General features: G+C 64.7%; 13 protein-coding genes and 2 pseudogenes. 4 read left to right on the forward strand and 11 right to left on the reverse strand.

Annotated elements, in window-relative coordinates:
* Window positions 1-547: 547 nt before the first annotated feature.
* The 7 genes and pseudogenes from FY549_RS15040 to FY549_RS15070 form a co-directional block, all read right to left on the reverse strand.
* A complete protein-coding gene (locus FY549_RS15040; RefSeq protein ID WP_199787651.1) occupies window positions 548-832 on the reverse strand; it encodes an SDR family oxidoreductase in 285 nt (94 codons plus the stop codon).
* A gap of 49 nt (window positions 833-881) precedes the next feature.
* The gene (locus tag FY549_RS15045; protein ID WP_105950096.1) at window positions 882-1,430 is read right to left on the reverse strand and encodes a DUF488 family protein; all 549 of its coding nucleotides are present in this window, start codon (window positions 1,428-1,430) and stop codon (window positions 882-884) included.
* 70 nt (window positions 1,431-1,500) lie between these two features.
* Window positions 1,501-2,325: an IS3 family transposase gene (locus tag FY549_RS15050; RefSeq protein ID WP_234024242.1), complete on the reverse strand. Its 825-nt coding sequence runs from the start codon at window positions 2,323-2,325 to the stop codon at window positions 1,501-1,503.
* Between the two features lie 47 nt (window positions 2,326-2,372).
* Complete coding sequence (locus FY549_RS15055; protein WP_158698552.1) at window positions 2,373-2,657, reverse strand: transposase; 285 nt, start codon at window positions 2,655-2,657, stop codon at window positions 2,373-2,375.
* A 422-nt stretch (window positions 2,658-3,079) separates the two neighbouring features.
* Window positions 3,080-3,157: pseudogene (locus tag FY549_RS15060) on the reverse strand (antibiotic biosynthesis monooxygenase); the annotation flags it as partial.
* A gap of 82 nt (window positions 3,158-3,239) precedes the next feature.
* Window positions 3,240-3,650: a GlcG/HbpS family heme-binding protein gene (locus FY549_RS15065; protein ID WP_105950099.1), complete on the reverse strand. Its 411-nt coding sequence runs from the start codon at window positions 3,648-3,650 to the stop codon at window positions 3,240-3,242.
* Between the two features lie 130 nt (window positions 3,651-3,780).
* Window positions 3,781-4,092, reverse strand: coding sequence for a putative quinol monooxygenase (locus tag FY549_RS15070; protein WP_105950100.1), 312 nt, complete (start codon window positions 4,090-4,092; stop codon window positions 3,781-3,783).
* 107 nt (window positions 4,093-4,199) lie between these two features.
* Here FY549_RS15070 and FY549_RS15075 point away from each other — a divergent pair, with 107 nt between their 5' ends.
* Window positions 4,200-5,141, forward strand: coding sequence for a GlxA family transcriptional regulator (locus FY549_RS15075; protein WP_105950101.1), 942 nt, complete (start codon window positions 4,200-4,202; stop codon window positions 5,139-5,141).
* A 557-nt stretch (window positions 5,142-5,698) separates the two neighbouring features.
* On the opposite strand, the gene FY549_RS15080 is transcribed toward FY549_RS15075, so the two are convergent.
* A complete protein-coding gene (locus FY549_RS15080) occupies window positions 5,699-5,959 on the reverse strand; it encodes a transposase (protein WP_126892901.1) in 261 nt (86 codons plus the stop codon).
* A gap of 154 nt (window positions 5,960-6,113) precedes the next feature.
* Window positions 6,114-8,780, reverse strand: coding sequence for an excinuclease ABC subunit UvrA (locus FY549_RS15085; protein WP_105950103.1), 2,667 nt, complete (start codon window positions 8,778-8,780; stop codon window positions 6,114-6,116).
* 25 nt (window positions 8,781-8,805) lie between these two features.
* Between FY549_RS15085 and FY549_RS16960 the strand changes: the two genes are divergently transcribed.
* Window positions 8,806-9,045 carry a hypothetical protein gene (locus tag FY549_RS16960; RefSeq protein ID WP_158698553.1) on the forward strand — a complete coding sequence of 80 codons (240 nt, stop codon included), beginning with the start codon at window positions 8,806-8,808 and terminating at the stop codon, window positions 9,043-9,045.
* Window positions 9,046-9,175: 130 nt separating this feature from the next.
* On the opposite strand, the gene FY549_RS16595 is transcribed toward FY549_RS16960, so the two are convergent.
* Window positions 9,176-9,475: a hypothetical protein gene (locus tag FY549_RS16595; RefSeq protein WP_105950104.1), complete on the reverse strand. Its 300-nt coding sequence runs from the start codon at window positions 9,473-9,475 to the stop codon at window positions 9,176-9,178.
* A 246-nt stretch (window positions 9,476-9,721) separates the two neighbouring features.
* The gene (locus FY549_RS15090; protein WP_105950105.1) at window positions 9,722-10,321 is read right to left on the reverse strand and encodes a hypothetical protein; all 600 of its coding nucleotides are present in this window, start codon (window positions 10,319-10,321) and stop codon (window positions 9,722-9,724) included.
* A gap of 273 nt (window positions 10,322-10,594) precedes the next feature.
* On the opposite strand from FY549_RS15090, the gene FY549_RS15095 reads away from it, so the two are divergent.
* Entirely contained in the window at window positions 10,595-11,566 is a 972-nt protein-coding gene (locus FY549_RS15095; RefSeq protein WP_262380993.1) for a metallophosphoesterase, read from the forward strand.
* A 730-nt stretch (window positions 11,567-12,296) separates the two neighbouring features.
* Window positions 12,297-12,448: pseudogene (locus tag FY549_RS16810) on the forward strand (IS3 family transposase); the annotation flags it as partial.
* Window positions 12,449-12,492: the final 44 nt, after the last annotated feature.

Genomic DNA, 12,492 nt, shown 5'->3' on the forward strand with positions numbered 1-12,492 from the left:
GGAGAACTATGGGGTAACAGTTCTCGCCTGGGTATGTCACTTCCACCAGTAGACCACAATCCCCTGCTCGTTCGTCTCTTCATCCCCTTCCCTGATCAACCGTTTTTCTTCGCCTTCCGGCAGACAGAGATAAAACGGAGGCGGAGCGCGCAGCGCGCGCAATGTCGAGCGATATAAGCCCGTAGGGCGCGTTCGAGATTGTAGGAACGGAGTCGCGGGAGCCGACGTATTCTCGACAGCCGGAAAGGTCAAAGAAACAGAGCTTCTGCTGCGCCGTGTCAGCGGCTCCTTCGCGCGTTCGCGCGCTCGTCGTTTGGTTTTCCACGGGATCACCGGATGGGGAGTTCCGTGCCGTCGATCGGGGGGCGGTTGCAGGCGCCCGCGCCGCCGCACAACTCCATGCCGTAGAGGGCGTAGAACGCCTCCGGGTTGACGAAGTTCGCGTAGACGCCCGGGGCCCCTTCCGGCCTGCGAGAGAACCAGCGTGTCGAGCTGGGCGTTGGTGTTGTGCCTCCCGTCCGTCACCGGTCGCGCCGCGACCCGCGTGTCAGCCGTTCTTCGCGGCCAGTCGGTCCGTCTCGCTGTCGTTCCGCCACCCGGCGGTCGCGCCGCCGTCGACGCTGTAGTTCTGTCCGGTCACCCAAGAGGACTCGTCGGAGGCCAGGTAGAGCGCCATGTACGCGATGTCCTCGCCCGTGCCGGGGCGTTGAATGAGCGCGTTGCCGACCTGCCAGGCCTTGCCCTCCGCGTCCACCGCCTTGTCCGTCGCCGGGGTGCTGACGATCGGCGCTTCCGACCCGCCGTAGTGCAGTGTGCCCATGGTGGACGACATCCATTCTCGGAATGACAACTCGGTCACATCGGCGAGAGGCTCGCTATGCCTACGGTTGCCCTTCCAGGTTAGTGGGCGGGTACCAGACCCGCTGCCCGTCCACCGACGCGAACGACGTGAGTGTGTGGGGTTTGGTGGAGGTGGCGCTCATGATGTCCTTCACAGAAATGTGGCGAACGAGCAGCGCATCCGCGATGAGAGACCGGTGGCAGCGCCACGGGACCGCTTCCGCGCACATGATCGCCACAATCTTCTCTTTTGCTCGATCGATCAGACGGTCTATTCCACGCGCGAAGGGCTCGGTTTGCATGTAGTCGGCGTAGCTTCGGAAGCTTTTGTTGCGCCAGGCGCCGTTGATGCTCTCCACATTCACTGGGGTGTGGCGGAGACCGCCGAGTTCTTCCATCCGCGCATAGTGCAGGCCTGCGTGCGTCAGGCTTTCCTCAAGCGCCTGCGCGCCGAATTGCGGGTTATGTCGGGAGCCGGGAACCGTCCGCACATCGATGAGTTGTTGCACGCCGTTGTTTTCGAGCAGCGCTATGAACTCCTCGATCGGGTGTGTGGAGTGACCGATGGTGAACACTGTCGAGGGTTGCATCCTGCTCCTGAACGGTTGCGAGCGGTCGGTGGAGCCTGACCCGGTTTCCCGGACGGTTTCTCTGTGTTGATCATGCCGCGGTTGCGGCGGGGTTGTGAAGTCGTTCGAACTCCACGGGGCTGAGGTTGCCGAGCGCGGTGTGCGGGCGGGTGGGGTTGTAGAAGCCCTCGATCCACTCGAATATCGCCGACGACAGCTCGGTCCGGGATGTCCAGGTTGAGCGGTCGAGGAGCTCGCGTTGCATCGTGGACCAGAAGGACTCGATGAGCGCGTTATCGACCGATGAGGCGACTCGCCCCATCGAGCCGAGCAGTCCGGCTTGCCTGAGTCGGTGGCCGAAGAGCCACGACGTGTGTTGCGCTCCTCGGTCGGCGTGGACCACGGTGCCAGGCTCGGGTCGGCGGCGCCAGCGAGCCATTTCGAGCGCGTCAACGACGATCTCCGCGGTGATTCTGTCTGAGATCGACCAGCCGACGACGCGGCGGGAGAACGCGTCGATCACTGCGGCGCAGTAAACCCACCCGTCTTTCGCGCGATGCTGCGTGATGTCACAGAACCAGAGCCGGTTCGGCTCGTGCGCGCGGAACTGTCGCTTCACGAGGTCCTCGTGCGTCGCCGTGTCCGGCTTCCAGCCTCGTCGTTTGCGTCGATGAGACACCCCGGTCAGGCCATCCAGGCGCATCACCCGGGCGACGCGCTTCTTGCCCACGTGGACACCGAGCCCGAGCCGCAGCTCGGCCAGCACCCGCGGGGCACCATAGGTGCCGCGCGAATCGCGGTGAACCCGCCGGATCGTCGCCGGGGGCGCCCTATCAGCGATCGTCCGCGGCGATGGCGGACGCGACGCCCACTCGTAGTATCCCGAGGTCGACACCCTGAGGAACCGGCAGGCCACCGCGACGGGAACCCCATCCGCGGCAAGCTCCTGGACCAACCGGAACCCTATTTTGGGAGTACGTTCTCCCGAGCGAGATAGGCGCTGGCGCGCTTGAGGATCTCATTCTCCATCTCCAGCACGCGGTTGCGGCGGCGCAGCTCGACCAGCTCCATATGCTCGTCGGTCGTGATCCCGGCCTTGCGGCCGGAGTCGATCGCGTCGCGGTTTATCCAGTTCCGAAGGCACGACTCGCTGATCCCCAGATCACGAGCGGTCTGACCGACAGGGTTTCCCTGGGCGACCAGATCCAGGGCTCGACGCCGGAACTCCGGCGAGTGGGCAGCAGGCATCTCACGGGCTCCTTCCGAGACGATCATCGCCTCAACTCAGGTGTCCGGGAAACCGTGTCAGGCTCCCCCCACGCTCGGCGTTTGCGCAGGTCAGCGGCTCGTTCGCCCAGTGGGCACATCAAGCGATAGACGCAAAGCCGACGTGATGAGGTCGTCGGTTCGATTCCCACAGGGGGCTCCGGCGAACAGCCCCTGACCTGCGGAAACGCAGGGCAGGGGCTGTTCGGGTCTGGTGGTCGCGCGATGCGCTGGCCTCACGGCTCTGCCCGACACCGACGTCGCTCTCCTCTGCGACGGACCCCTCGCGGCCGGCATCCTGTCCGTGTGTCGATAGGCCTCGCACCGCTCGGCAACGCAGCGTGACGTTGCGTCGCGACCTGGCTACGGCTCGGAGGGGCGCGGTTGTCTCGTGCGTTGGCGGACTACGGGAGCTTGGACGCGAGGAGGTCGGCCGCCATGATCTCGGGTGCTGCGCCGAGGAGGTGCTGGTTGGCCGTCAGGTCCGAGCCGTGACCGGCTACGTCGACGACGCACGCATCCAGCCTCGTGCCGGCCGGGGGCCGGGTTCGGTGCGGGTCGGTCTCAGAAGGCGCTGGCGGCGGCTTCGGCGACGGCCTGGTCTTGGACGCCGGTTCCTCCGCTGACGCCGACGGCGCCGACGACCTGGCCGTCGCGCTCGAGCGGGATGCCACCGGCGAAGATCATCACCCGACCGTTGTTGGAGGCGTTGATGCCGTAGAACTGCTCACCGGGTTGGGCGAGGTCGCCGAGGTCTTTGGTGGCTGTGTCGAACGCTCGGGCCGTGAAAGCTTTGTTGATCGAGATGTCGATGCTGCCCAGCCACGCTCCGTCCATCCGTACGTGAGCGACGAGATTGCCGCCGGCATCGACGACGGCGATGTTACTGGGCTGACCCTGCGTGCTGGATTCAGCTTCTGCTGCCGCGATGACACGTTTGGCGTCGTCCAACGACAATGTAGGAATAGATGGCATCAATTGCTCCTTCGAATGTGGCGTGCGCTTTGTGGCTCGAGCCGCTCCATAGCCGCCCGTTGGTTTGCCTGTTGAGTTTGTGACCGGCAGCGCTCGTGTTGTGTTCGCGTTGCGGACGTGCGTTGGCGGACTACGGGAGCTTGGACGCGAGGACGTCGGCCGCCAGGATCTCGGGTGCTGCGCCGAGGAGGTGCTGGTTGGCCATCAGGGCTGCGACGATGGCGCCGTCGGCGTGGGCGTCGCGAGCGGCCTCGTCGGGGAATGCATCGAAGATCCAGAAGGTGTCGGCGTGGGTCCTGACCGCGAACCAGACAATCGTTCCTACTTCTTCGTTGGCGAGTGCGACAGCGCCGGCGAGCAGATCGGCGACCGCGTCGTGCTGTCCATCGGCCGCGACGATCTTGGCGACGAAGGCATACGGAAGTGATGCGGGTGTGGACATGAGGGACTCTCCTTGAAATCGGGGTTCTTCGTGGGACGAGTTCAGCGTATGACGAGCGAGGGCCGGTGGGGAGTGGCGTATACGGCAGTATTGCTATTGTTTACGTCATGCGTATTGGACTGATCGCGATCGACGGCTGCTTCGGTTCGGCTATCGCGTCGATCATCGACATCGTGCGGGTGGCCGAGGGTGCCCGCGGCGATGTCGACCCGCGGATCGACCCGATCGAACTCGCCATCCTCGGACCGAAACGGCGAGTGACCACGACGGCATCGATGACCCTGTCGGTGGACCACCCGCTGTCGGAGTCCGGAGAGTTCGACGTGGTCGTTGTCCCTGCGCTTGGAACCCTTACGGCCGCCGCTACCAACGACGCCCTCCAGAGCCGAGATGCTCGTTCGGTCATCGCCTCGCTCGGGCGCCTCGACGAGGCGACCACCCGGATCGCCGCGGCGTGCACCGGCGTGTTCGCCGTCGCCGAGACCGGACGGATGCATCATCGGCGGGCGACGACCAGCTGGTTCCTGGGGCCGGAGTTCCTGAAGCGCTATCCGACCGTCGCCCTCGATCTCGACACCATGGTCGTGACCGACGGGAACCTCGTCACCGCCGGCGCCGCGTTCGCCCACATCGACCTCGCGCTCTCACTCGTGCGATCGATCAGCCCCGACCTGGCCCAACATGTCGCCAAGCTCCTCATCATCGACGAGCGCCCGTCGCAGGCGGCCTTCGTCGCTTACGAACATCTCCGGCACGAGGACTCGATCGTCGTCGAGTTCGAACGCTTCGTGCGCGCCCGCCTGGACGAACCGTTCAACGTCGCCTTCGTCGCGCAGTCACTTGGCACCAGCCGGCGCACCCTCGAAAGACGAGTCCGTGCGGCGCTCAACCTGACTCCGCTCGGCTTCGTCCAACGGCTTCGCATCGAACGAGCTCGGCACCTCTCAGCAACCACGGACCTCACCTCCGCCGAGATCGCGCTACGAGTCGGCTACGCGAACGCCGAGACTCTGCGCTCCCTCCTGCGTAGGGAGCGACACCGTTCCTGACCTATCGCCATGCCTGTAGCCGGTGTGCCAGTGCTCGACTGGAATCACCTCTCAGCACGTCGCGTCGACGCTCCTGCGTCGCCCCCTGAACGACCCACTCGACACGCCCGCAGCACAGGCCATGTGACGTGTCCCGGCTTCCCGGACGGTCGGAGTTGGGTGGCTGCGATGTCGCTGCGTTCTCGTCGAGAGCATCAGCAGACCCGATCAGAGTCGATTGGGATAGGACGCGAAGGCGGTCAGGTCAGGGCGGCCGAAGCCGGCCGGCGGGGTAGCGTCGGACACGTCGAGGTCTTTCGGATGGATGGCGTAGGAACCTCCATCGTCGGGAGACCTCGACGTCTATCCCGGGACCGCCACGCCAACGCCAACTACACCCTCATCTGGGAAGAGCCCGTTTACGGCACCTTCACCGGGCATTTTTGCGGGACAGTCTTACGGGAATCGAAGGCTTAGGTAGTTGCTGGGTTCTGGTCGTTCACCCGGATGGTCCGCACCTGTACCGGTGGACGACCGGCTATCGGGACAGCGGAAGCGGTGTGCGCGGGGCAGACCCGTCAGGAGCGGTCGAGTTCCTTCGCGAAGAACACGCTCGCGGCCTTGAAGACTTCGTTCGCCTTGCGCAGCTCAGCGTTCTCACCCCGCAGGCGCTTGTTTTCCTCGGCAACATCGGTGGGCACACCGGGACGCTGCCCGCCGTCGACTTCGCGACGGCGATGCCACACCCGCAACGTCTCCGCGCTCATACCAAGAAGCCCAGCGACATGGCGCACCGCGGTTATGAGATTCGGATGCGAGGGCTTCGCCTCGTCCAGCATCCGCAACGCCTTCTCCCGCATCTCGGGCGACTACTTCTGATTCATCAATTCCATCCTTGCTTGAAGAACGGAACGGAACGAAACCCAGAGCGATTCACCTTACCCGGCCAACGACGCACCCTCGACGTCTACACCCCCATCTGCAAAGAGCCGGTCATGCCCCTGACGTCAGCGTCGCGGCCTCGGCGAGGGCGGCGGCGAGATACGGTGCTGAAGCGCTGTTTCTCGACGCGGCGACCTCTGCTGGCGTTCCGGACGCGACCACTGTGCCGCCGTCGTCACCGGCTCCCGGCCCGAGATCGATGACGTAGTCGGCTGCGCCGACCACCCGCATGTCGAGTTCCACCATCACGACCGTGTTGCCCGCATCGACGAGAGTCTGAAGGTGGGTAACTAGACGGTCTGCGTCGGCACAGTGCAATCCGGAGGTCGGCTCATCGAGCACATACAGAGTGTCGCCGCGCTGCGCTCGTTGCAGTTCGGTGGCCAGCTTCACACGCTGCGCCTCCCCACCGGAGAGCTCTGTGGCCGGCTGTCCCAAGCGCAGATAACCGAGCCCGACATCAACCAGCGAGGTGAGTGAGCGCATCACGTCGTACTCGCCGGCGAAGAACTCGTGAGCCTCTTCGACGCTCATCGCGAGGATTTCCGCGATGTTGCGCCCTCGCCAGGTGATCTCCAGGGTGCTCGATTGATAGCGGGTGCCATGGCAGTCGGGACACACGGTGTAGACCGAGGGCAGGAAGAGCAGCTCGACCATCACGGAGCCTTCACCCTCACAGGTCGGGCAACGGCCGCCTGCGACATTGAAGGAGAACCGACCGGGCTTGTATCCGCGTGTCCGAGCTTCCGGCGTCTCGGCGAACCGGCGCCGCACATGATCGAAGAGTCCTGTGTAGGTCGCGACGTTGGAGCGGGGCGTGCGGCCGATGGGTTTCTGGTCGATGCTCACCACACGCCGGACCGTCGTGAGGTCGCCCTCGACCGACCCTCCGAGTTCATCGGACTCGTCAGTGAGGAGCAGGGTGTCGGCCTCTGCGTTGTCCTCCTCGATGCGACGGGTGTCTCCTTGCCTGGCGCCGATGAGGGCTGGCAGGACTTGACTGACAAGGCTGGACTTCCCCGACCCTGACACGCCAGTGACAGCCGTGAGCGTTCCGAGCGGTAGCGCCACAGATACGTCCCGCAGGTTGTTGCGGGTGACGTGCTCCAGCTGCAACCAGTCGTGGGCGGCACGGGGCTGGTGCGGTGGGAGGCCGCTGCCTCCGAAGATGTATCCGCGCGTCACCGACTCGTCGACCTCCGCGAGCCCGTCCGTGGGGCCGCTGTAGATCACGCGCCCGCCGCGTTCCCCGGCTCCGGGGCCGATGTCGACGAGCCAGTCCGCGTGCCGCATGACGTCGACGGAGTGTTCCACGACGAAGAGGCTGTTGCCGCGCTGCTTGAGGCCGTCGAGGATACCCAGCAGCGCGGTGACGTCGTGCGGATGGAGACCGGCTGACGGTTCGTCGAGGACGTAGACGACACCGAACAGTTCCGACGTGAGTTGCGTGGCGAGTCGAAGTCGTTGCAGTTCCCCCCCGGACAGTGTCGGCGTCGTACGGCTCAGCGAGAGGTAGCCGAGTCCGAGGTCGATGATGGGGCGCAGGCGGTCCAGCAGCTCGGCACCGAGGCGGGCTGCCGCGGCGCGCTTCTCGGCGGACCGATTCGGCGTGCGACGGACATCGGGTGCAGCGGAGTGCGCAGACCCGCCTGCAGCGACGCGTTGTGCGACGGCCTCGCGCCTGGTCTCGACGTCTATCGTTGCGCCGGAGGTCTCGTCCTCGAGGTCGGATTCGGCGACGACGGGCACGAGAAGTTCTGCCAATTCACGCAGTGGCAAGGCTGAGAAGTCGGCGATGTCCAGTCCTTCGAACGTGACCGTCAGCGCTTCGGGCTTGAGCTTCTTCCCCTGGCACACCGGGCACACCGCTGCGCTCATGAACTGGGCTACGCGGCGCTTCATCGACGCGCTCTTCGTGTTTGCGAAAGTGTCGAGCACGTATCGTCGCGCGCCGACGAACGTGCCTGAGTAGCTCGGTTCGATCCCCGCTTGGATCGCCCGTCGAGCCTCAGCGAGCGTGAGTCGCGAGTGAACCGGGACGAACGGAGTCTCGTCGGTGTAGAGGATCCAGTCCCGATCCTTCTTCGGCAGATCTTTCCACGGCACATCCACGTCATAGCCGAGCGCGACCAGCACATCGCGCAGCTGGTGGCCGTGCCAGGCGGTCGGCCACGATGCGATGGCGCGTTCCCGGATGGTGAGTGAAGGATCGGGGACCATCCGCTCCTCGGTCACCGCGTACACTCTGCCAATGCCGTGGCACTCGGGGCACGCGCCCTGCACGGTGTTCGCGGAGAAGTCCTCGGCGTAGAGCATCGGCTGACCATCTGGGTATGCACCTGCTCGCGAATAGAGCATCCGAACCACACTCGACAGCGTGGTGATGCTGCCTACAGAGGAGCGCGCGCTGCGCCCTCCGCGCTGCTGCTGCAAGGCGACTGCGGGCGGCATCCCAGTGATGGAGTCGACGTCGGGGACACCCGCCTGGTCGATCAGTCGCCGCGCGTACGGGGCAACTGACTCTAAGTAGCGCCGCTGCGACTCCGCGTACAACGTGCCGAAAGCCAAGGAGGACTTCCCGGATCCGGACACGCCCGTGAACACGACCATCGCGTCACGCGGAACCGTGAGATCGACGTCCTTGAGGTTGTGTTCCCGGGCACCACGCACCCGGACATCGGGCTGGACGTGGGGGGACGCTGAGGAAAGGTGATCCATTTCGGAACTGTACCAAGCGGCTCTCGTGGTAAGCAGGTTCATCGACCGTGGGAGGCAAGATGATGCGGCTGTCTACCGGCTCTTCAAGGTTCGTGGTGAAGGGCGCTTCGTCGGCATCGTCTTTACCAACACGTTCGAGGATTCCCTCCCCTCTACGGGAGCAGATGGGGCAACAGCGATACTCGCGCTGCTTCTTGGTCTCGGCATCCTTGGCGGGGGCGCCTGGCTGGTGACGACAAGTAGGAGGAGACGTCTCACGCGATGAAGAACCTCCCCACCGTCGCCGCCGGACGGAGATCACCGCGGTAGGTCCCTGTCGTCGATCTCACGCCAACCGCATCCGGCTCACTAGGTGGGCGTCTGTCCTGAATGCTCCTTGTAGAACCTCCGGGTTATCACTCAGTTACCGCAGCCCTACACCGAAAATCGACGACGATGGCGATCCTTGCTGGCGTCAAGAGCCACAAAACACATCGCGGATGTTCGACGTGCGGCGGACTCCTCCGCTCCTTGACTTTGTCGATGGCCACGGCACTGAGAATCAGTGCAGGCACGCCAAGCACGCTCCGCATGCTGCCCTGGAGCAGCACCACGTTCAGCTTGGGCGCGAGCTCCAGCAGCCGCAGGATTGTCTGGACACCGGCGTCCAGTTGGGCGATGTTCGGTGCCCGGTTGATGTACCAGGAACTCGGCACACTTGTGCATGCACGAGGAACCCGGGAAGTTCGTCGTCAGTCTTATGAATCTGGCGCTGCCGCACGCCGCACGCCGCACGGGCATGGTCATGGAGTTCACAGACGTACACGCTCCGAGCGTCACCCGCACACCACGAATCAACCTTTAGCAACACGCTCTAGTGGCGGTGGCTAATGGGCCCGAGATGGTCGACACGCCGGAGACGAGGCCGCGTAGAGCTGGGCGACAAGCAGCCGACTACCGGGTCAGAAGGCGACTTCGCCCGCCGGGGTAGCGCCGGCACCCTTTCCGCTCTCCTCCAGGTACCGTGCGTAATCCTCTTCGGGGTCGTACCGGTTCGGGTGGCCGTCGCCCCACAGTTCGTACTTCGTCTCGATCCTGCCGGGCGGGAATGAAGGCCAGCTCCAGTCTTCGCCGCGTGCGTGTGCCCACACCGCAGTTTCCAAGGCGGCGCGCGCGAAGTCGATGGCGGCGAGGACCGAGTCTACGAAGGCACTCCAGCGGTCTCGGTTCGAAGTGGGCCAGCCCCCGGATTCTTCGTCCCAGGAGCGATCTCGGTCTGTGTAGGAGATGCGCTGCGTCGAGAAGGTGGCGAGCTGCGACGCCCAGTCGGCCGGCAATCCCCGGGGAATGCGGAAGTGGATGGTTGCGTACTCGTCCGTCTCGTTGGTAAGTACGCGAACGCCGTAGCCGTCCCAGGTACCGATGACATAGCGAGTGCATGCGAGATGCGAGTAAAGAGGCGACGGGTCGATGTCTCGCACGTACTCGTCAGTGGTGGGGCGGGGGAAGTCCGGCAGTTCGATGTCTGACTGCGGCGTAGTCGAGGCGTGGATGTTAGTCATAAGCAGCTTTCTCTGAGTGGTTTGGACGCCTCCCTATGCGCGACAACATCGAGCCGGCAAGGCTCAGCTGTAGGTCGTCAAGCACGCGTGTTGAGACACCCGCGTTGGACAGAGCTCGCGTCGAGAATCGCCGAACGGAGGACAACGCTCCATGCGAACAGACTCGACGCATGTTTGCTTGAGATGCTTGCAGGATCGCCCGGTGCACGGCCGTGGTGCTCGCCGCTGAACGGAGTCGGGATGAGATTGTCTGAACACACAGAAAGGATCTCTTTGCCCGATCGGCGCGTCGCGGTGTGCGGCGACTGGCACGGCAATGCAGATTGGGCTCGTGTGGTCGCCCGGGCACTCCCGTCGCTGGCACCCGATGTGACGACGCTGCTGCACCTAGGGGATTGGCAGATGTCGCCGCGCGAGGTCGACGCGATCTTCGCCGACACGAACATCGACCGCTTCTACGTGGTCCTCGGGAATCACGACGACTACGGTCAGATCACTCCGCTGCTCGATCGACATCCCGGGGAAGCCGTAAGGGTATCCGAGCTCACCTGGATCCTCCCACGGCCAGCCCGCCTCACCATCGGCGGACGCTCTGTTCTGGCGCTTGGCGGCGCCGCGTCCGTCGATCGCGAGTCCCGCCAAGAAGGGCGGACCTGGTGGCCAGATGAGACGATCACCGATGACCACGTCGCGACAGCTGTCGCCGGTGGGCGGGCGGATCTGATGCTTACCCACGAGTCGCCGGCCAACAACCCCGTCCGCGCCGTTGGCCAGGTCTTGCGCACAAACCCGCACCGGTTTCCGAGGATGGCACTCGAGGCTTCCGCAGCATCACGCGCGCGCGTGAGCGAAGTCTGGGACGCTGTGCACCCGGAGCTTCTCATTCACGGGCACATGCATATCGCAGGAGGCGGACAGACCGATGATGGACGGCGGGTCGCTAGCCTCGGACGCGACGGCCACGAGTGGAACCTCGGGATCCTCGACATGCAGAACCTTCGGATGGCAACGCCGAGTCTCGCCGTCCTCCGCGGACTGGCGAACGACCAAGCTCCCCGCCTCACTCGTGCGCAGCGAATCAACGGCGCCGCAGAAGCCCTGCACTCGGGTGTCTTGGACGGACTCAAGCCGACGCCTCGTGCCCTCCGTGACGCCCAGGACTACGTCGACGGTGTCCGCAGTCTCGAGGAGATACTCGAAGAGGTCCGCCGCCGCCATACTCGAACCCGCCACGATGAGCCTTGACCGAGGAGAAGCCCCTCGCTTCAGGTGCGACCCTGCGCGGGCTAGCTGCAAGCATTCAGCTAGTCGCAGTCGCCACGCGAACAGCATCGACGCTGTTTCCCTCGACGGACGGCCGCAAGTATGTCTGTCGCTGTGCCAACCGTTTTGGTCAGGCTTATACATCGCGACTGTATAAGCCTGCGCCACGGCTCCCGCCGCATCCACCCTCCCCGCTATACGGCACCGCTGGGTGAGAGGCCATCTCCTGTTGCTTCAGCGGGAGGGCGGGAGCGGCAAGGTTCGAGCAGCGTCGAGCACGCATTCGACGGACCAGCAATCCTCCCTGACGAGTCTCTCTGGAGACGAGTGAACGCCTGGGCGTGAAGGTCTGACGAAAGCTCCAGTGCACGAGCAGCCCATCGCGGGACGAAGGCTATGTTCGCCGTGCTTCAGGCGACGAGGAAGAGCGAGCCGACGCTCGCGGCCGTCGAGATGAGTAGTCCGCCCGCGGCGGTCAAAAAGTCGCGCCGAGTCGAGTTGAGCACTCGTACGCCGCAAGAAGGCTTTGTTGTCGTAGGTAGGACGTGTGAGCCCATGTTCGGCGCAAATCGCGTCCCACTTCTCGTCCCTACCGATGAAGAGAACCATTGACGAGGGGTCGCCGGGAGGTGCGAGTTGTCCTCGAACTCGGCCTTCGCGAGCTCTTCCATCTTGCCGATCCGCGCCTGGGCATGATCGAACTCCTTGCGCGCGCCGATGGGCCCCCGGCAACGACTTCCGCCTCGCCATCGTAACCTGAAGCGAACGGACCTACTACCGGCGCCGTCGACAGCGAGCCCTCGGCAAGTTGCGCCCGTCGAATTCGAAGCCATCATGACCACACAGGCCGCATCCGCGGCCTAACACGAAGAGTCACCAAGACCCTCGGCAGTCCCACGGAGCTTCGA

The sequence above is a fragment of the Microbacterium sp. 1S1 genome (assembly GCF_008271365.1).
Lineage (GTDB): Bacteria > Actinomycetota > Actinomycetes > Actinomycetales > Microbacteriaceae > Microbacterium.